The sequence below is a fragment of the Pseudomonas sp. X4 genome, from assembly GCF_040784925.1.
GTDB classification, from domain to species: domain Bacteria; phylum Pseudomonadota; class Gammaproteobacteria; order Pseudomonadales; family Pseudomonadaceae; genus Aquipseudomonas; species Aquipseudomonas putida_Z.
The window spans coordinates 5,295,478-5,314,420 of record NZ_CP160798.1 but is presented as its reverse complement, the minus strand read 5'-3'; the positions used below and the strand labels follow the sequence as shown (position 1 = coordinate 5,314,420).

Here is an 18,943-nt window from a genome sequence, read left to right as displayed (position 1 = left end):
GGAGTTGTCATGAGCCTCGACCCACAGTATTTCGCCGACCTGTACGCCACCAGTGAAGACCCTTGGGCCTTTCGCACCCGCTGGTACGAAAAGCGCAAGCGCGAGCTGGTCATGGCCAGCCTGCCGCGCCAGTGCTACCAGCGCGTGTTCGAGCCGGCTTGCGCCAATGGCGAGCTGAGCGCCTTGCTGGCCGAGCGTTGTGCCAACCTGTTGTGCCAGGACCTGGACCCTACTGCGGTAGCGCTGGCCGGTGAACGCTTGGCTGGACTGAGCAATGTCTCTGTGGAACTGGCGCGGCTGCCCTCGGACTGGCCGCATGGGCATTTCGACCTGATCGTGCTGAGCGAGGTGGGTTACTACCTCGACCCGACCGACTGGTTGCAGGTGATCGAACAGTCGGTGGCCAGCCTGACCTACGATGGTGGGCTGCTGGCCTGCCACTGGAAGCATCCCATCGCCGGCTGCCCGCAGGACGGGCGTGAAGTGCACCGCATGCTGGCCCGGCACCTGCCGCTGTATCTGCAGTTCCAGCATGACGAGGCGGACTTCGTGCTGGAGTACTGGGCCTCTCAGCCCAGCGTGGTCGACCTCGACGAGACCTGCCCATGATTGCCGTGGTGATCCCGGCCCACAACGAGGCTCGGCGCCTTGGGCGCTGCCTGCGGGCAGTACTGGCTGCCGCCCTGCAGGCGCAGCAGGCGGGGCACCAGGTGGAGGTGCTGGTGGTGCTGGACCGCTGCAGCGATGGCAGCGCCGCCGTGGCAAGGCGTTTCGGTGTACAGGTGCTGACGGTGGATGCTGGCAACGTCGGTATGGCCCGCCGGGTGGGCGCGGCATACATGGTCGAGCGCGGCGCGCAGTGGCTGGCCTGCACCGATGCCGACAGCCGGGTGCCAGAGCACTGGCTGCTGTCGCAACTGGCCTGCGGTGCCGAGGTGGTGTGCGGCACGGTGCATGTCGAGTACTGGCAACCCTGGCAGACAGCGGCCTTGCGCAAGCTGTACCACAGCCGTTACCAGGCACGTGAGGGGCATCGGCATGTGCATGGGGCCAATCTGGGTGTGTGTGCCGACGCCTATGATCGAGTGGGCGGCTTCCAGCCCCTGGCGGCACATGAGGATGTGCAACTGGTCAGCGACTTGCAGGCCAGTGGTGCGCAGATCGTATGGACCGCCAGGCACAGCGTGGCCACCAGCAGCCGGCGCGACAGCCGCGCGCGCGAAGGGTTTGGTGATTATCTGGCGGGGTTGCAGACACAGGTCTGATCCTGGTTCGCAAGCGGCGCGTACCCTGTGGGAGCAACAGTCTTGCTCAAATTCTAAAAGTTGGCGCGATCCCTGGACTGCCCCCAAGAAGTTGGACACCAATCCAACCCTTGGGGGATCTATGGGTAAATACACAGAGCAGTTCAAGCTCACGGCTATCACCGCTTACCTAGAGGGCAGCCGGGGCTTTCGCAAGGTGGCACAACACTTTGGCATCGATTTCAGCCTGCTTCGGCGCTGGGTTGCTGGCTACCAAGCCGATGCCAGCCTCAGCCCTCGCTCGCATGGTCGCCGCTACACCGAGGAATTCAAGCGGCGGGTGCTCAAGTACATGCTTGAGCATCGCCTGTCCCTGCGCCAAACAGCGGCGCACTTTGACCTTGGACAGTCCTCACAGATAGGCATTTGGCTGCGGCAGCACTACAGTGGCAGTCCTGTAGCCACTCTCGCCAAACAAAGAAAATCAGCCGTGCCGAAGAAAATTAAGCCCATCAAGCCGACAGACACCAATGACGCAGAGAAATCTCGTGAGCAGTTGTTGAGCGAGCTCGAGTATCTGCGCATGGAGAATGATGTCCTAAAGGAGTTAAAGGCTCTGCGAGAGGAGAAGGAGCGAACACGGACGAAAAAGCCCTGATCGTCTGCAAATTCAGACATAAATATCCGCTGCCTGACCTCTTGCAGATGGTGGGGTTGGCACGCAGTACCTTTTATTACCAGGTCAAGTGCCAGCAAAAGCCGGACAGGCACGCCTCGCTCAAGGAATTGGTGCAGCGTGTCTATCACGAGGAGAAAGGGCTGTATGGCTACCGCCGCATTGCCCTTGCCATCAGGAATCAGGGGACCTTGGTCAACAAGAAGGTCATTGAACGGTTGATGGCTGAGCTTGGTTTGCAGTCCGTTGTACGCCCGAAGAAGTATCGATCCTATCGCGGCATTGTCGGCAAGGTGGCCATGAATTTGCTTGAGCGTAATTTCGTCGCGCAACGCCCCAACCAGAAGTGGGTGACCGATGTCACTGAGTTCAAAGTGGCCCAACAAAAGCTCTACCTGTCGCCCGTGATGGACTTGTACAACGGTGAGATCATCGCCTATGAAACAGCTTGCCGGCCTACCTATGGCTTGGTTGGGAACATGCTGGAAAAGGCGCTCGATGGGTTGGGTGAAAAGCCCAAGCTAGTGATCCACTCAGATCAGGGATGGCATTACCAGCAGCCCCAATACCGCCATAAGCTCGCAGCGCGCGGTGTGAAGCAGAGCATGTCTCGCAAGGGCAATTGTCTGGATAATGCAGCGATGGAAAGCTTCTTCGGCACACTGAAGTCAGAGTTCTTCTACCTGAAGCGCTTTGAAAGCGTCGAACAGCTGAAGGCGGGCCTGGAGGAGTACATCCATTACTACAACCATGACCGCATCAGGCTGAAACTCAATGGTCTGAGCCCTGTCAGCTACAGGACTCAGGCCACTGGCTAAAACTGTCCAACTTTTCGGGGGCAGTCCACCCTGTGGGAGCGGCTTTAGCCGCGAAGAACTCAACGCGGTGCATGGCACCGGCTGCGCCGGTGTTCGCGGCTAAAGCCGCTCCCACAGGGTACAGTTCCATGCGAGCTGGCTTGCGGTGACGATTCCTTTCACGACGCCTTGCGTGTCTTCTTCGCCGGCTTCTTGCCACCGAGGCTGCGCTTGAGCAGTTCGGTGAGGTCGAGGATGTCCGCGCTTTTCCCCGCTTCCGTCGCCTCGCCCTTCTCCACAGTCTCGATCTTGCCCTTGCTGGCCTTCTCTTCCACCAGGTCCATGATGGTCTGGCGGAAGGCATCGTGGTACTCCGCGGGTTTCCAGGGCCCGCTCATGTCTTCCACCAACCGCTTGGCCATGTCCAGTTCGCGCTTGTCCACCTTGGCCTCGGTGACGCTGCTGTCCAGTTCCAGCGTTTCCAGCCCGCGCACTTCTTCGGGCCAGCGCAGGGTGATCATCACCAGCGCATCATCCAGTGGCCGCAACAGCGCCAGGTGCTGGCGGGTGTGCAGCACCACCGTTGCCAGCGCCACCTTGCCGGTTTTTGCCAGGGTTTCGCGCAGCAAGGCGTACACCTTGCCGCCACGGCGGTCGGGGGTAAGGTAGTACGGCGTGTCGAAGTGCTGCAGCGGGATCTCGCCCGCCTCCACGAAGGAAAAGATATCGATCGTCTGGGTCGCCTCCGGCCGGGCCTTGCGGATTTCCTCCTCGCTGATCACCACGTAGCGGCCCTTTTCGAACTCGACGCCCTTGACGATGTTGTCCTTGTCGATTTCCTTGCCGGTGACCTTGTTCACCCGCTTGTAGCCGACCGGTTCCATGCTGCGCTTGTCGAGCCAGTCGAAATCGACCCGCTCGGTGCGCACCGCGGTGTTGAGGGCCACGGGGATGTGCACGAGGCCAAAACTGATGGCGCCTTTCCAGATTGCCCTAGCCATGGAGGTGCTCCCAGGTTGCCTGCCAATACCTGAATCGACTGCAACGGGCGGCGAAGGTTTAGCCGCCCCGCCCTACGGCAGCGGGTTGCCGCCGGTCACGCCGAACACCTCGCCGGTGATGTAGCTGGACTCCTGGCTGGCCAGCAACACATACACCGGCGCACATTCGGCGGGCTGCCCCGGTCGCTTCATCGGTGTATGCGCGCCGAAGTCGGGGATTTTCTCCGGTGGCTGGCCGCCGCTGGGCTGCAGCACGGTCCAGATGGGGCCAGGGGCAACGGCGTTGACCCGGATACCGCGCTCGATCACCTGCTTGGCCAAGGCCTTGGTGAAGGCAACGATCGCGGCCTTGGTGGTGGCATAGTCGAGCAAGGTGGCCGAAGGCTGGTAGGACTGGATCGAGGCGGTGTTGATGATGGTCGCCCCCGCCGGCATCAGCGGAACGGCCGCCTGGCACAGCCAGAACAGCGCGTAGACGTTGGTTTTCAGGGTGTGGTCGAACTGCTCGTGGCTGACCTGGCTGATGTCCTTGCGCGCCTCCTGCTTGCCGGCGACGTTGACCAGGATGTCCAGGCCGCCGAGCTGCTCGTGGGCCTGGTCGACCAGTTCCTTGCAAAACTGCTCGTCCTTCAGGTCACCGGCAAGGGCCACCACCTTGCGGCCTTCGGCTTCGATCAGCTTGATGACTTCGCGGGCATCGGGTTGTTCGATGGGCAGGTAATTGAGGGCAATGTCGGCACCCTCGCGGGCGAAGGCAATGGCCACTGCCCGGCCGATGCCCGAGTCTGCGCCGGTGATCAGCGCCTTGCGCCCCGCCAGGCGGCCAAAGCCCTTGTAGGTGGTTTCGCCGTGGTCTGGTTCGGGCTGCATGTTGGCGTCCAGCCCTGGTGCTGGCTGGCCTTGGGCCGGGAACGGAGGGTGCGGGTACTGGGTCAGCGGGTTCTGCATGCTGAACTGGTCGTGGGGTTTGCTGGGCATGGGGGCCACTCCTCTGGTGAAACCGGTGTTGGCCCATTCGCGGTCTTGCCCGCTCCCACAGGTATTGAAACTGGTGGTAGTCCTGTGGGAGCGGCAAGCCCGCGAAGGCCGTTCTACCGATTTCGAGGTAAACCGCCATCGATGGTTTTTTCCGACTGGCCCAAACACTGACCAGCGGTCGATACGTCACTCAAAGTGACTAGTTCCGTACCTCAGCTGCGTCGACATCCGGTGCATCTGGCGCGTCTGGAGCATCTGGCGCGTCGTCCACATCCGCCCTTGCAGCGTCTCTGGCTGCATTGGCAGCGACTTTGGCTTCGTCCCTGGCGGCATCTGCCGTAGCCCTGGCAGCATCTCTGGCGGCATCAGCTTCGTCTCTGGCTGCGTCGCGGGCAGCATCTGCCGCGGCCCTGGCAGCGTCTCTGGCTTCATCTGCGCCGGCTACGCCAGCAGCTTTTGCGGCGTCACGGGCTGCATCCGCCTCGGCTCTGGCAGCGTCTCTGGCGGCATCTGCAGTAGCTTTTGCCGCATCCCGGGCGGCATCTGCTTCAGCCCTTGCAGCGTCTCTGGCTGCATCAGCATCGTCTCGCGCTGCGTCCCGGGCGGCATCTGCCGCATCGTTGTCGTTGTCGTTGTCGTTGTCGTTGTCGTTGTCGTTGTCGTGCGCATCGCCTGGGCCTCTGCCGGCCATGCCACCATGGTCACCATCGCCGGCCCCCGGGCCACCATGGCCGCCATGACCGCCACCGCCGTCACCGCCGTGACCACTGCCTCCGCCACCGCTGCCACCACCGTGACCGCCACCGCCTCCAGAGCCACCGCTGCCACCACCGTGACCGCCACCGCCTCCAGAGCCGCTGCCACCACCGTGACCACCGCCGCCTCCAGAACCACCGCTGCCACCACCGTGACCGCCGCCACCGCCGCTGCCACCGTCTTTGGCATACACGCTGGAGAAACTACCGATGTAGTCGGGCACCAGGACGGTCGAGGCCGACAGGACGCCACCTATTGCCAATGCCAACAAACATTTCTTGAGCAACATGATGCACCTCCGCTTGGAGTTGCGTCGTCATCTCCGTATCGAACGCAATGACCAATGAGTTCGCAACCGCCCATGAAGCGGACAGCCAACCGGCGCGGCCATAGATCTGCAGTGTCAGCGAGCAGCTTCGGTTTCGCACGATCCTTCAGAGCCAGTCAGCATCTTTGCGTGGGAAATATTCCCACATATTAAGACTAGTACTGTCTGCCTGAGTTCAAAGGACCGAATATCAGGCCAAGGTACGTTTCAAGACTCTTGGGGCCGCTTTGCGCCCCTTCGCGGGCTTGCCCGCTCCCACAGGAACCGCGCATATCCTGAGCATGGCACCAAACCTGTAGGAGCGGGCAAGCCCGCGAAGGGCTGCAAAGCAGCCCCAGTCAAGCTAGCCGTCACGCCTGGCTGAACAGCACCTGCCTGAAAGCCTCGGCCGCCAGGTGAACCTGCACCGCCCAGTCCTGCGCCGCGTCACTGCCAGCATCATCGGAAATGTATTTCAGGCACACGAACGGGATGCCTTCGCCGCGTGCGATCAGCGCCAGCACGTAGGCTTCCATGTCGACCACGTCATAAGGTGCATCGCCATGGTTGATCTCGAAGCTGTCACCACTGCCGCAAGTCTCCAGGGCCAGGCCGGGGATTTGCGCCCCATGCTCCAGCACCACCGGGATGTCCGACAGAGGTGTCTGGTAGCGGGCGAAGCCCAGCGGGGTCACATCCATGTCGCGCTGCACGAAGCGGGTACAGCACACCACCTCGCCCTTGCCATGGCGCTGGCTGCCGGCCGAGCCGAGGTTGACGATCAGCCTGGGCCGGCGCGCGGCAATGGCCTTGGTCAGAGCGATGGCAGCATTGACCTTGCCGATGCCGGTGAACACGGTGTTGACGTCAGCGAATACATCGCCGGCCTCGGCTTCGAGGGCGAAGACAAACAACGTGTCGTCCAGGGTAATGTCGGGGAATTGCTTGATCAGCATCATGGCGCAGGTGGTTCCGAGTGGCTGCGAAAGGCGCGGCCATTTTCGGCAAACCCCGGTTAATTGCAAGCCCCGGCGGCTACCACGGCCCGTAACGCCTGCGCCCTGCCCAGGCCGGCAGCGCTGGCCTGAGCCAGGCATTGCAGTTGCTGATCGGCATGGGTGCCGTCGCGCAGCAGGCGTTGTGCATGGTGAAAGGCACGCTCGGCGTCTGCGGTGTCGATCGGCAACTGCTCCTGCAATTGGGCCAACCAACCTTCGGCCGTGACCGGCTGTTGCTCATGCAGGCCAATGAACTTGCCCTGGCGCCCATGACGCATGGCGCGCCAGTAGTTTTCCTGGGTGATCCAGCGCTGTTCGCGGTTGCAGGCCGCCGGGTCATGCCGGTACACGATGCTGTGCTCCACCAGGTGACGAAACAGCGCAGCGATGCACAGCGCGTCCTCAAGCCGCGGGCAGCCATCGCAGATGCGCAGCTCGACTGTCGGGAAGCGCCGCGAAGGCCGGATCGCCCACCAGAAGTCGCCATCCGCGGCCAGCGATCCTGTGCGTTGCAGCAATGCGCGGTAGCGCTCGTAGGCGGCCCAGTCCGGCAAAGGCTCGGGCAAGCCCATGTGCGGCCACTCCCCGCAAATGACCCGCCGATAGCTCATGTAGCCGGTGCACTGGCCTGCCCACAGCGGGGATGACGCACTCAGCACCAGCAACAAGGGCAACCAGCCCAGTACGCGGTTGATCAATTGCATGCGGTCGCAACCTGGCGGTACGCCCACGTGTACATGCAGGCCGTTGAGCAGGCTGCGCCGCGCCACATGCCGGTAGTCAGCGAACAGTTGCTGGTAGTGCGCGGGGGTAGCAGGTTTCTGCCGCAGCCAGGCGGCATTGGGGTGGCTCGCCGCACCGTACAGGCCCATGCCCTCTTCGGCCAGCGCTGTATTCAGCCGCTGGCGGCTTTGCTGGAAGAACTCGCGTGCCTCGAACAGGTTGGCGAACACCGGCGAGGCCACCTCGATCTGGCTGCGGAACATTTCCTGGGCAAAATGCTGGCCCAGCGCCTTGCGACAACGCCCGACCACGGCTGGCGAAGGTGTGGCTGGCACCTGCCCTGTGTCCAGGTTCACCAGCAGGTATTCTTCCTCGATGCCGAACGTGCAGGGTCGGGCCATGCTGCCTCAACTGTTGCGGGTAACTGTGAGCACCACCGCAGCGATGCGCTCGACCTGCTCGTAACCGGGTTCGTTCAGTTGCTCGCCGAACACGTCCGGGTCGATTTCCCGATACACCCAGGACCATTCCGGGCCCGCCAGGCGCAGGCGAATGGCTTCGAGCAAGGCATCCCGGCCTTCGACGATCGCCACGCCGGTATACAACAGTAGCGAGCCCCCCGAGCCGAGCCGCTCGCAGGCTTGTTCGACGATCCGCAGCGAAAGCTGCGCGCCGAGCGAACCGCCGCCATGCCGATAGGTACGTTCGCTGGCATCGAGCATGTACGGAGGGTTGGCAACGATAAGGTCGAACAGCCCGGTAATGCCGCCGAGCAGGTCACTTGGCTCCACGGACACATTGCTCAGGCCCGCCAATGCCGCGTTGATCGCGGTGTAACGCAGCGCGAGCGGGTTGATATCCACGGCGCTGACCTGGGCATGGGGAGCCGCTCGGGCAATCAGCAAGGCGCCGACACCCGTGCCGCAACCGATATCCACGGCATGCTCGACACGCTTCGGCGTGCGTTGCAGGTGATCATGGATGACCTGGGCGAAACGATAACTGTCGGGGCCGAAAAACACCGCGTCGGATTGTTGGGTGGGGTACGCGGAGTGCACCAGCAGCAGGTCGTCGAGGGTGGACCAGCGCACGCGGCTGATCAGCAAATCACCGTGCTCCTCGAGTACCTGGGCCTGCCGCATCTGGTCCAGCTCATCGGCAGAAACCAGTGACGATCGGAACGGACGGTTCCAGCCGAACACATCGCGCACTGTCCTGGCCTGCCCGGCTTCCGGGCGCGCATTCACGCGAGCATGGGTTGCCGGGGTGACGCAGGTGAAGCGGTAGCCGTCGGCGCGCAAGCGCCTGCCCAGTTGCAGCATTGCCTGGTCAGCCTGGGTCTGTTGCGGATCGAGCAGCATCAGCGGGTGATCTCCTGAACAAGGCCGGTAGCACGCATATAGCGCCGAGTGGCAAGCAAGCCTTCCGGTGTTGCATGGCGGTTACCGGACATCGTGTCGATCAACGTCTCGATATCGGCGTCCGCGGCAGGAGTCGAAAGCGCATCATCCGATTGCACTTGCACCTCCCAGCTGCCAGGCAGCACGCGGCGCCCCCGGGCTTGCCAACCTGCCGCGATCCAGTCGTGCCATAGTTGTTTTTCATACGCCGTGAACACGCCACACATCGGTGCCGAGGGGCCGTCGATGAGCCCCCACCAGCGGCTGTTGGCGGGTGCTTCACCACGGCGGATCCAGCCCTGCGCCTGCAAGGCCTGCAGAAACGCGGGCATGGCGCCGGGTTCGGCCAGCCATTGGTTGACGGTACGCTTTTGCAGGCGGCAATGGTCGGAATGCATGAACTGGCCAAAATTGCGCTTGTGCTCCAGTGCCGACAGCAATTCGGATTCAAGATCGAAGCTGCTGATCAGGCTGGGTGTATCAAGCCCCAGGTCGTTCAAGCGGTAGCCACTGCGCACCCGCTGGTAGAACTGGCCAGCTTCGTCGGCCGGGCAGAGTTGGCGTAGCGCCTGGATGGACAGATGCGCATGCCCGCTGGCCGCGTTGTCGATGGTCACGTGAAGCTGGAAATAATGGCCATCGATGCCCAGTTCCGCCAGTTCGTAGGTGGTGATCAGCAGATGCAACGGTGGTTGTTCATAGCCCAGGTTGTAGCCGATAACCTCGGGAAGAAAATCATCGCCGTGGCGCCCCAATGCCAACTGCAAGGCGCCTTGCAGATAACGCTGGTCGTCCAGTTCAGGCAAACCCAGGCAACCCAGCCGGCTCAACAGCCGTTGGTAGATCAGCACATGGTTGCAGCGCGGATCACCGCCGCCCAGTTCTTCCAGGTAGGTGCGAATCAGGCCGTGATAGCGCGGATCGCCCCACTGTCGCAAGGTACTGTGCAGCCATGCCCCGTCCACTGCCTTGGTGGGCGCCACTTGTTGCAGGAACCACAACGCCTGGGCGCGGTTGGCAAAATAGCGCCGCGGCGCGCCTTGGCGGCGTTGCTCGAGGTAACTGGCATAGGCCTCGGCCACCTGGTTTGCATGGCTAGCGCTCCAGGCTTCCAGCTGAGCAGGATCGGCAGGCAAGTCATCCGGCAAACGCTGCGCGCGTACCAATTGTTCGCTCAGCCACGCCGCGCTCGTGGTGTCGTGGGCCACGAGCAACTTGTTGTAACGCTCCTTCAGGCTTGGCCCATTTGCCGAAGCTGGTATCACCGCGGCGGTCTTGCGGGTCATTACCGTCATGCCGTAGTCCTTGTCCGCGTTTTATTGGCTGGGTTTCTGGCCAGGCATCGGCTCAGGGTCCGGCGCAGGTTGGGGAGCAGGTTTGTCGCCGGGTTGCTGCATCTGCAGCGAAGGTTTGCTCTGGTCGGCATCCTTTGCCGGGTGGTCGTTGTCCCGGTCGAAACAGCCACCCAGCAAGCCAAGCGTGCCCACCAGCGCTATGAGAGGGATCAATCGCATGGGGTTCTCCTCATGTGCAGAATCGCAGTGCCCGATCACCCGGGCACTGCGTAGCCTCACTTACGAACGGCCGCCCTTGCGGCCCGATTCGCTGGTACGGCCACCACCGGATTGCTGGCCGCCCTTGCGCCCAGCTTCGGAGGCTTTTTCGCGGTCATTGGCAAAGTTGCCCGGGTTCTTGTTGCCACCCTGGCTGCCTTGCTGGTTGCCGGTGCGGCTGTTCTCTTTGTTGGCCATGGTCTTAAACCTCGTATGACTTCGGAATGCACGGCATTACCTGCCGTACACCAGTTGGGAGTTCGGTCATTTCGGCGGATTCGGTTTAATGCGAAGCGTTCGGACCAACGGCATTAAATAAGCGGCATCAGCATATTTGGCGCGCCTGTCAGTCGCGCGATGTGGTTTCCAGGCGTGCCTGTCGCCTTCCCAGCAAACCTCCGGTCATCGCCCAGCCCAGGGCAATCAGCGTACCGATCAACATCGCCAGTTGCGGGTACTCGCCTATCACATCCAGCCCCCGCTTGACCCACCCGCTGAGCGCATCACCGCCCCGGTAGACCACGGTGTCGATGAAGTTCTTGGCCTTGTACTTGTCCTCGGCGGGCAGCACGGTGAACAGCATCTCCCGCCCCGGCCGCACCAGCGCGTACTCACCGGCCCGGCGCACCACCATCACCACCACGAACACGGCGAACACCGGGGCCAGTGCCAGCCACAGGAAGCCCGCAGCCATCACCAGCGGCACCGCCACCAGCAGCACGCCCACCCCCAGGCGGCGGGCCAGGCGACCGGTAAGGAACACCTGGGTGAGGATGGCCAAGGCCTGTACCACGGTGTCGATCAGGCCGAACACTTGGGTTTGCCGGGTACGGTCGGTGAAGGTTTCACTGACGATGCGTGCCTGTTCGAAATACAGGAAGGTGCTGACACTGGCGAGCAACACCACGAACAGGGCAATGCCCAGCAGGTAGGGCGAGCGCAGTACGGCAGTGGCACCGGCAAACGGATTGCCGCCCAGTGGCCGGGAACCTGCCCGCTCGGCTTGCGCCGGCAGTGGATGCCGCGTTCGCCAGCGTTGCAGGTACAACGTGGCGCCAATGCTTCCCAGCAGCAACGCCGCGGCCAGCACCAGCAACCCGGCATGGCCCAGCGGCGCCACCAGCAGCGTGCCCAGGATGGGGCCACTGAGCCCACCCAGGCTGGCCCCGGCCGCCAGCAGGCCGAACAGGCGCTTGCCTTGCGCGGTGGAAAACAGGTCGGCGAGAACGCTCCAGGCCAGCGAGATGCTCAGCAGGTTGAACACCGACAACCAGATGTAGAAGGCCCGAGCCGTCCACGAAGCTTCCGGATTGCGGGCAAACAGCACGGCGAACAGCAGCAGGTTGCTGGCGAAGAAGCCGTAGGTCCAGGGCAGGATGTACCGGCGCTGCACCTTGGAGGCCAGCCAGCCAAACAACGGCAGGCACGCCAGGGTGGCGATGAAGGTGCCGGTGAACAGCCATTGCAGGTTGTCCACGCCACCGGCAACGCCCATGGTTTCGCGCACCGGGCGCAGCATGAAATAGCCAGTGAACAACAGGTAGAACAGCAGCAAACCGGCGATCACCGCCGGCCCTTCGCCGGGCTGGATATTCAGCCCCTGGTCCAGGCGCCGCCGCCAGGCTGCCATGGTGTCAGGCAAACTGCTTGATCAGCGCCTGTTGCTGCGCCTGGGTCAGCAACGGCCCGTGCCCGGCCTTGAGCTGGTCAAGTTGGCGCTCGGGTCGGCTGGTCGCGGGGATGACCGTGGTCACCGCCGGGTGACTGATGGCGAACTTCAGAAACAACTGCGCCCAGCTGCCGATACCTGCCTCTGCGGCCCAGCCGGGCAAGGCCTGGTCCTTCACCCGGGCGAACAGGCGGCCATCGTCGAATGCCCGGTTGATCAGCACGGCGACGCCCTTGTCCTGGCACAGCGGCAGCAGTGCGCGGGCGGCGTCGGGGGCATTGACCGAGTAGTTGATCTGGATGAAGTCCAGCGGTTCGCTGCGCACGATGCGGGCGACCTCGTCCTGGCCACTGTTCAGGTAATGGGTGATGCCGACATAGCGGGTCTTGCCCTGCTGCTTCAACTCGCGGGCATAGGGCAGTTGGGTCTGCCAGTCGCGCAGGTTGTGGATCTGCAGCAAGTCGACCTTGTCGGTGCGCAGGCTCTCGAGGCTGCCGGCCCATTGCGCTTCGGCGTCTGCCCGGCTGTCGGCGGCGATCTTGGTGGCGATGAAGCACTGCCGGTGCCAGCCGCCCTCTTCCAGCAGCTGGCCGAGAATGCTGTCGGCGCCGCCGTAGTTGGGCGAGGTGTCGATGACCCGGCCACCGCCTTCGAAGAACGCCTTCAGTACAACTTTCAGCTGCTGGTACTGGGCCGAACCGGCTTGCACTTCGAAACTGCCGGAGGTACCGGCACCGATCACCGGCAGCGCTTCACCGGTGCTCGGCACGTTGCGGGTCAGCAAGCCCGCCGGGGCAGCGGCGTGCAACCAGGGGCTGGCGGCCAGCAAGCCCAAGGTAGCACCCGCACGTAGGACATCACGACGTGCGTACATGGAAAAGCTCCCGTCACGAAGCGGAAACTTTCAAGGCTAGCCGCTGTACCCCGCTGCGTCCGGTGTTTCTGTATCTGGATGTTTAGCGATCAGGCTTGCAGCAGCAGGCTCAGGTCGACACCCGTCTCGCTCATGGGCGGGCACCAGTAGTAACCACCGGTCAGTGGCCGGCTGAAGCGGTACAGGCCGTCGATGATGCCGTCCTCCAGGCCGCTCATGCGCCGCAGCTGCACCTCGAACGCATCGAAGCTGTGGCCCAGGGCCACGAAGGCCAGGCCAGCGCCACGTTGGTCTGCCCAGGCCACCGAACGACGGACGATGAACGCTTCTGGTTCGAAGCTTTCCTGGGCCGTGCGCTTGACGTGGGCGGACTCGGGGGCGTCCTCGAGCTCTTCGTTGTCGCTGAGGCGACGGCCGATGATGTTGTCCTGGTCGGCCTGGGGCAGCGACTTGAAGTACTCCAGGTCGTGCTTCCACAACTGGAACGCGGCAAAGCTGGAGCCATCGGCGCCAATGGCCGCTTGCACGGCCTCTTCGTCCACCGGGTTTTCGGTGCCGTCCTCATAGCCGGTCAGGTCATGGCCGCCACGGTGCAGGAAGCCGTCGACGCTGTCGGCCAGGCGCAGGGCCGGTGCCAATGCCAGCTCCAGAGCCTGGGCCCGCAGCAGCAGGTCGCCGCGCTCGTTGCCGCGCAGCCACAGCCACAGGGCGTGTTGGGTGCTGGGGTTCTCCACTGCAGCATCCAGCTGCGGGAAGGCGCGCAAGCCAGGTACTTCACGGCCCAGGGCCTTGGCCAGCGGGGCGCCGACACCCAGGATCAGCTGTTCGCCATCGACCTGCGGCAGCAAGGCATCCAGGGCAGCAGGCAGGGCCTCTGGCGACTGCAGGGTGAAGAACAGGTGACGGGCGTGGGCCGGCACCGGGGTGGCAAGCAGACCTTGCTGGAACGGCATGACAGGCTAATCCTCGGTAAAAACCGGAATGCTACTGCGCCTGCAGGCCTACTGCAACGCGGCATACAGCCTCGCTGGCCGCTGCGCTTGGTAACAAACGGTTACCAAGGGCTGGCGCTTTGCAATTAGCTATCAATCAGGGCCGACCTACACTGCTCGGGATCCTTCGCCCGAGAGACCGCCCATGACCGCCTCACCTTTGCTCACCGCCTTTCTGCCGCTGGCCCTGGGCATCATCATGCTCGGCCTCGGTTTATCGCTGACCCTGGCCGACTTCGCCCGCGTGGTGAAGTACCCCAAGCCGGTGGTGGTAGGCCTGGTTTGCCAGATCCTGCTGCTGCCGCTGGTGTGCTTCCTGATTGCCAACGGCTTTGGCCTGGAGTCGGCCCTGGCGGTGGGGTTGATGCTGCTGGCCGCCTCGCCTGGAGGCACCACGGCCAACCTGTTCAGCCACCTGGCCCATGGCGATGTGGCGTTGAATATCACCCTGACGGCGGTCAACTCGCTGATCGCGATCCTGACCATGCCACTGCTGGTGAACCTGTCGCTGAGCTGGTTCATGGCATCGGACCAGGCCATACCGCTGCAATTTGCCAAGGTGATGCAGGTGTTCGCCATCGTCCTGCTACCGGTGGCGCTGGGCATGCTGGTTCGCCGCTTCGCACCCGCTTTCGCCGCGCGCATGGAGAAGCCGATGAAGCTGGTGGCCGCGTTGTTCCTGGCGTTCACCATCGTCCTGGCGCTGGCCAAGGACTGGCAGACCGTGGTTGCGTACGCGCCGGTGGTGGGCCTGGCCGCGCTGCTGTTCAACCTGCTGAGCCTGAGCGTGGGCTACTGGGTGCCGCGCCTGCTGAACATTCCCAAGCGCCAGGCGATTGCCATCGGCATGGAGATCGGCATCCACAACGGCACCTTGGCGATTGCCCTGGCATTGAGCCCTTCGCTGCTGAACAACGCCACCATGGCGGTGCCGGCGGCGCTGTACAGCCTGATCATGTTCTTCACCGCGGCGGCGTTTGGCTGGTGGGTGAGCCGCGGGCATGTGGCGGCGCAGCCCAAGGGTGAAACCGTCAATTGAAGGTGCCGCCTGTGGCCCTATCGCCGGCAAGCCAGCTCCCACAGGTACGGTGCAGGGCTGAAGGCTGGCGCTGTCCTTGTGGGAGCCGGCTTGCCGGCGATAGGGCCGGTACAGGTTTTTACAACTGGCTGCGCTTACGCCGCAACTGCTGTTTCAGCACCTTCAACGGCGGTGCATAGAAAAACCCGAACGACACACTCCCCGTGCGCCCCTTCACCGCGTGATGCAACCGGTGCGCGCGATGCAAACGCTTGAGATAGCGGTTGACCGGCCGTGGCTTGCGTGGCCAGTGCCGGTGAAAGAACCCGTCGTGGGCCACGACATACAGCACGCCGTACCCCGCCACCCCGCCACCCACCCACTGCAAGGGCGCATAACCACCCTTGCCCAGGGCCACCAGCAGCGTGGCGATAAGCCCCAGGGCCACCAGGTACAGGTCATTGGTTTCGAGCATGCCCAGTTGCGGCTCATGGTGCGAGCGGTGAAGCCACCAGCCCCAGCCATGCATGATGTACTTGTGAGCCAGCGTGCCAACGCCCTCCATGGCCACCAGGGTGCCGAACAGCACGGCGAGATTGAACAGCATGGAACGGTCCGGGGGATGGCAAGGGAAGGCGCAAGGGTACCGATTGCCCGCATTTTTTTCCATGCAGGCGTGACCGGTAGCAGGCCCATTGCGGATGAAGCCATTGTCATGTTTTTGCCCTTGACCTGGCCTGCCACGGGGCGTAAGGTCCGCGGCGCAATTTTGCATCCCTGAACAGGAGACCTGCATTGGACAGTAGCCCCAGTCGCATGCGACAGGCCCACGTGGCGCGCTAGTCCGGCAGTGTCCTGCACTGTCTGGCCGGCCTGGCAAGACGGTGGTTTCTTGTAATCCCCCTCTTCTTCCTCCCCCTTCGTGGTCCTGCGCATTTTCTGGTTTTTCAACCGCGCCAGCTGATGGCGTTCTTGCGGGCGTGTGCCCGTGGAAGAGGTTTGCTATGGATTGGAAAGTATTTCTGCTGCGTGTCAGCATCGCCCTGCTGCTGGGGGCGCTGATCGGCGCCGAACGTCAACTGCGCCAGCGCCTGACCGGGCTGCGCACCAATGCACTGGTCAGCACCGGTGCCTGCCTGTTCGTGCTGATGACCCAGGCGGTGCCGGGCATGGCGCCCACCGATGCGTCGCGTATCGCCGCGTACGTGGTATCGGGCATCGGTTTTCTTGGTGGCGGCGTGATCATGCGCGACGGGTTCAACGTACGCGGCCTGAACACCGCCGCCACGCTGTGGTGCACGGCCGCGGTCGGCGTGCTGTGCAGCCTCGGGCTGCTGCTGGAAGCGACGCTGGGTAGCCTGGTGGTGCTGTGTGCCAATATCCTGTTGCGTGACATTGCCCAGCGCCTGGACCGCCAGGAAGTGGTGCCGGCCAGCGAGGTGGAACAGCACTTCGAGGTGCGCATCGTCTGCCGCGCCGAGGACGAGATCCAGGTCCGCAGCCTGATGTTGCACAGCCTGGGTGACCCGCAGCTGCGCCTGCAGTCACTGCACAGCGAAGACCTGGCGAACCCCGCACGCCTGGAAGTGCGCGCCGAACTGCTCGGCACCGCGCAGGCACCAGCGCAACTGGAACGGTTGGTCAGCCGGGTCAGCCTGGAAAAAGGTGTAAGCTCGGTGCGCTGGCAATTGCAGCCGCAGGTGCTGGCGGCAGACTAGAACGAAAGGACTTCTTCATGCGCATTCGCCCTACCCTCGAGCAAGACATTCAATGGCTGCCGGGCGTCGAACGCTCGGCTGCCCAGGCCTTTGCCGCCCGGCCGGCGCTGGCATGGCTGGCGCAAGGAGATGTGATGGACTGCGGCACCCATCAGGCATTTGTCGAAGCTGGCGGGAGCTGGGTGGCCGAGGGGCCGGATGGGCGCATTCTGGGGTTTGCCTGTGCCCGGTTCGAGGATCAGGCGCTGCATCTTCATGAAATTTCGGTGCGCCGGGAGGCCCAGGGGCAAGGTGTCGGGCGCAAGCTGCTGCAGCAGGTGGCCGATGCGGCGCGCCAGGCGGGGATGCGGGAGCTGACCTTGACCACCTTTGCCGATGTGCCGTGGAATGCGCCGTTCTATGCGCGGTTGGGGTTCGAGGTGATTGATGAGGGGCTGCTGGATGCACGCTTGCAGCAGATTCTGGCCGAGGAGCGTGCCCATGGGCTTGAGGGACGTTGTGCGATGCGCCTTGGCTTAGATATTTAGACCCCGGGGCTGCTTTGCAGCCCATCGCCGGCAAGCCAGCTCCCACAGGGACCGCGCCGTGCCAAAGAGATGCACATTACCTGTGGGAGCTGGCTTGCCGGCGATGGGGCCGGTACAGGCAACCCAAAGCCTTCATTCATCTACACTCACCACCGAACTTTCTGCCACACGATACCCATCCCGCCCCTGGCGCTTGGCCTGGTACAGCGCCGCATCCGCTGCCGCCATCAGGCGCTCGGCCGTCACTCCCTCCCGCGCCAGGTCACCCACGGCAATCCCCGCACTGAACGACACCCGCCCCAGTGGGCTGCCCGCATGCTCCAGCGGCTGCCGACGCAACAGCTGTTGCACTTCCTGCACCAGCAGTTCCGCCCCGCGAACATCGGTATCAGGCAGCAGCAATGTGAACTCCTCGCCCCCATAGCGCACAGCCAGGTCGGCCGGCCGCTTCAGCGCCTGCTGCAGCACCTCGGCAAAGCGCCGCAGGCACTGGTCACCCGCGGGGTGCCCGTAACGGTCGTTGTAGGCCTTGAAGTAATCCAGGTCGAGCATCACCAGCGCCAGCGGATAGCCCTGGCGTCGCGCCCGGCGTAGCTCCGGCTCGAACACTGCATCCAGCCGCCGACGGTTACCCAGGCCGGTCAGGCTGTCGGTCAATGCCAGGGCCTTCAGGGTCTGGTGTGCCTGGTGCAGCGCCCGCTCGATCACGATACGCTCGCGCAACTGGCGCAACACCACGCCACCAAAGGCCGCCAGCCCCACCAGCAACAGCAGCAAGACCGCCACCGACTTGATCGCATCGTGTCGCCAGGGCGCAACGATCGACTCCCGCGACAAGCCCGCCTCCACTACCAACGGGTAGCTGCCCAGCGCGCGAAAGCCATACAGCCGTGGCGTGCCGTCCACCACGGCGACCGCCTCGGCCACCCCTTCGCTTGCATACGGCAGGTGCTTGCGGAAGATCTCGCTGCTGCTCAGGCTGCGGCCCACCACCTGTTCGACGAACGGCCGCCGTACCAGGATGGTGCCGTCGCGCTTAGCCAGCACCAGCGCGCCACGTTCGTCGATCTTGAAATCGCCGTAGTAGCGCACGAACCACTCCACCTTGATGGTGCCCAGCAACACCCCGGCGAAGCTGCCATCGGCATATTGCAGGCGCCGTGAAATGGGGATGATCAGGTCGCCAGTGGAACGGCTGCGCACCACCGAACCGATGTGTACCCCACGGTCGGTATGGTCGCGGTGGTAGATGAAGTAGTCGCGGTCGGCATTGTTGGCATTGGGCGGGACTACCGCCTGGTCGGTCACGATCCAGCTGCCATCCGGGCCATACACGAACAACCCGTGCAACTGCGGCATGATGCTTTTCTGCTGCACCAGCAAGGTATGCAGACGCGGCCGGTCGATGTGCTCGAAGCCGTCGCCTTCCAGGCGCTCGGCCAGCGCCGCGGTAATTGCGTCGACCTGGCGGATGGCGTCTTCGGCATGCTGCGCCGTGGCCCGGGCCAGGTTGGTCACCATGTTTTCGGCGTTGGTGAAGGCGTGCCGGTAGTCGCGCCAGATACGCCAGCCTTCCACCACGACGAAGGCCAGCATCACCACCAGCATGAACGCCAGTACCAGGCGGAACAGCGCCACGGCGCGGCCCTCGCCTGTTATCGCGAAGAACCCGTCTTCATCCTGTTTCCTGGCTGCACACATTGAAATCCCTA

At 63.6% G+C, this 18,943-nt stretch carries 20 protein-coding genes; 6 read left to right on the top strand and 14 right to left on the bottom strand.

Annotated features, from left to right (window positions below; all coding sequences use genetic code 11):
* Window positions 1-9: 9 nt before the first annotated feature.
* The 3 genes from ABX298_RS23590 (at window position 10) to ABX298_RS23580 (ending at window position 2,738) form a co-directional block, all read left to right on the top strand.
* Entirely contained in the window at window positions 10-609 is a 600-nt protein-coding gene (locus ABX298_RS23590; RefSeq protein WP_025339086.1) for a bifunctional 2-polyprenyl-6-hydroxyphenol methylase/3-demethylubiquinol 3-O-methyltransferase UbiG, read from the top strand.
* Window positions 606-1,265, top strand: coding sequence for a glycosyltransferase family 2 protein (locus ABX298_RS23585; RefSeq protein WP_367393725.1), 660 nt, complete (start codon window positions 606-608; stop codon window positions 1,263-1,265). Before ABX298_RS23590 ends, ABX298_RS23585 begins: the two co-directional genes overlap by 4 nt.
* Before the next feature lie 121 nt (window positions 1,266-1,386).
* Window positions 1,387-2,738 (top strand): IS3 family transposase gene (locus tag ABX298_RS23580; RefSeq protein ID WP_237140941.1). Its coding sequence is split into 2 segments (ribosomal slippage): window positions 1,387-1,864 and window positions 1,864-2,738, totalling 1,353 coding nucleotides; the frame shifts between segments, so codons are not numbered across the junction.
* A gap of 158 nt (window positions 2,739-2,896) precedes the next feature.
* Here the strand turns inward: ABX298_RS23580 and ABX298_RS23575 are convergent.
* The 12 genes from ABX298_RS23575 to ABX298_RS23520 all read right to left on the bottom strand — a co-directional run bounded on the left by ABX298_RS23575 (window position 2,897) and on the right by ABX298_RS23520 (window position 13,929).
* Window positions 2,897-3,718 carry a Ku protein gene (locus ABX298_RS23575; protein WP_075045214.1) on the bottom strand — a complete coding sequence of 274 codons (822 nt, stop codon included), beginning with the start codon at window positions 3,716-3,718 and terminating at the stop codon, window positions 2,897-2,899.
* Window positions 3,719-3,790: 72 nt separating this feature from the next.
* Window positions 3,791-4,696, bottom strand: coding sequence for an SDR family oxidoreductase (locus ABX298_RS23570; RefSeq protein WP_075045213.1), 906 nt, complete (start codon window positions 4,694-4,696; stop codon window positions 3,791-3,793).
* A 441-nt stretch (window positions 4,697-5,137) separates the two neighbouring features.
* Window positions 5,138-5,641 carry a hypothetical protein gene (locus ABX298_RS23565; protein ID WP_367393724.1) on the bottom strand — a complete coding sequence of 168 codons (504 nt, stop codon included), beginning with the start codon at window positions 5,639-5,641 and terminating at the stop codon, window positions 5,138-5,140.
* A gap of 489 nt (window positions 5,642-6,130) precedes the next feature.
* Window positions 6,131-6,718, bottom strand: a complete 588-nt coding sequence (locus tag ABX298_RS23560) for a nucleosidase (protein WP_084785181.1) — start codon at window positions 6,716-6,718, stop codon at window positions 6,131-6,133.
* A gap of 56 nt (window positions 6,719-6,774) precedes the next feature.
* Entirely contained in the window at window positions 6,775-7,881 is a 1,107-nt protein-coding gene (locus tag ABX298_RS23555) for a carboxylate-amine ligase (RefSeq protein WP_075045210.1), read from the bottom strand.
* A gap of 6 nt (window positions 7,882-7,887) precedes the next feature.
* The gene (locus ABX298_RS23550) at window positions 7,888-8,841 is read right to left on the bottom strand and encodes a class I SAM-dependent methyltransferase (RefSeq protein WP_084785180.1); all 954 of its coding nucleotides are present in this window, start codon (window positions 8,839-8,841) and stop codon (window positions 7,888-7,890) included.
* Window positions 8,841-10,175, bottom strand: coding sequence for an iron-containing redox enzyme family protein (locus ABX298_RS23545; protein ID WP_075045209.1), 1,335 nt, complete (start codon window positions 10,173-10,175; stop codon window positions 8,841-8,843). The genes ABX298_RS23550 and ABX298_RS23545 overlap by 1 nt, the downstream gene beginning before the upstream one ends.
* 21 nt (window positions 10,176-10,196) lie before the next feature.
* Window positions 10,197-10,394 (bottom strand): hypothetical protein, encoded by a 198-nt coding sequence (locus tag ABX298_RS23540; RefSeq protein WP_003259932.1) that lies wholly within the window; start codon window positions 10,392-10,394, stop codon window positions 10,197-10,199.
* A gap of 60 nt (window positions 10,395-10,454) precedes the next feature.
* Window positions 10,455-10,631, bottom strand: a complete 177-nt coding sequence (locus ABX298_RS23535) for a general stress protein (protein WP_003259933.1) — start codon at window positions 10,629-10,631, stop codon at window positions 10,455-10,457.
* Window positions 10,632-10,779: 148 nt separating this feature from the next.
* Window positions 10,780-12,063, bottom strand: a complete 1,284-nt coding sequence (locus tag ABX298_RS23530; protein ID WP_075045208.1) for an NTP/NDP exchange transporter — start codon at window positions 12,061-12,063, stop codon at window positions 10,780-10,782.
* Window positions 12,064-12,067: 4 nt separating this feature from the next.
* Complete coding sequence (locus tag ABX298_RS23525; protein WP_075045207.1) at window positions 12,068-12,976, bottom strand: aldo/keto reductase; 909 nt, start codon at window positions 12,974-12,976, stop codon at window positions 12,068-12,070.
* Between the two features lie 89 nt (window positions 12,977-13,065).
* Window positions 13,066-13,929 carry a Dyp-type peroxidase gene (locus ABX298_RS23520; protein WP_025339073.1) on the bottom strand — a complete coding sequence of 288 codons (864 nt, stop codon included), beginning with the start codon at window positions 13,927-13,929 and terminating at the stop codon, window positions 13,066-13,068.
* Window positions 13,930-14,113: 184 nt separating this feature from the next.
* Between ABX298_RS23520 and ABX298_RS23515 the strand changes: the two genes are divergently transcribed.
* On the top strand, window positions 14,114-15,007 hold the full coding sequence (locus ABX298_RS23515; RefSeq protein ID WP_025339072.1) for a bile acid:sodium symporter family protein: 894 nt from the start codon (window positions 14,114-14,116) through the stop codon (window positions 15,005-15,007).
* A 118-nt stretch (window positions 15,008-15,125) separates the two neighbouring features.
* On the opposite strand, the gene ABX298_RS23510 is transcribed toward ABX298_RS23515, so the two are convergent.
* On the bottom strand, window positions 15,126-15,593 hold the full coding sequence (locus ABX298_RS23510; RefSeq protein ID WP_085589635.1) for a sterol desaturase family protein: 468 nt from the start codon (window positions 15,591-15,593) through the stop codon (window positions 15,126-15,128).
* Between the two features lie 397 nt (window positions 15,594-15,990).
* Here ABX298_RS23510 and ABX298_RS23505 point away from each other — a divergent pair, with 397 nt between their 5' ends.
* Complete coding sequence (locus ABX298_RS23505) at window positions 15,991-16,704, top strand: MgtC/SapB family protein (protein ID WP_013972648.1); 714 nt, start codon at window positions 15,991-15,993, stop codon at window positions 16,702-16,704.
* A 17-nt stretch (window positions 16,705-16,721) separates the two neighbouring features.
* Window positions 16,722-17,231, top strand: a complete 510-nt coding sequence (locus ABX298_RS23500) for a GNAT family N-acetyltransferase (RefSeq protein ID WP_367393723.1) — start codon at window positions 16,722-16,724, stop codon at window positions 17,229-17,231.
* 132 nt (window positions 17,232-17,363) lie between these two features.
* On the opposite strand, the gene ABX298_RS23495 is transcribed toward ABX298_RS23500, so the two are convergent.
* Window positions 17,364-18,932: a sensor domain-containing diguanylate cyclase gene (locus ABX298_RS23495; protein ID WP_286099831.1), complete on the bottom strand. Its 1,569-nt coding sequence runs from the start codon at window positions 18,930-18,932 to the stop codon at window positions 17,364-17,366.
* Between the last annotated feature and the right edge of the window lie 11 nt (window positions 18,933-18,943).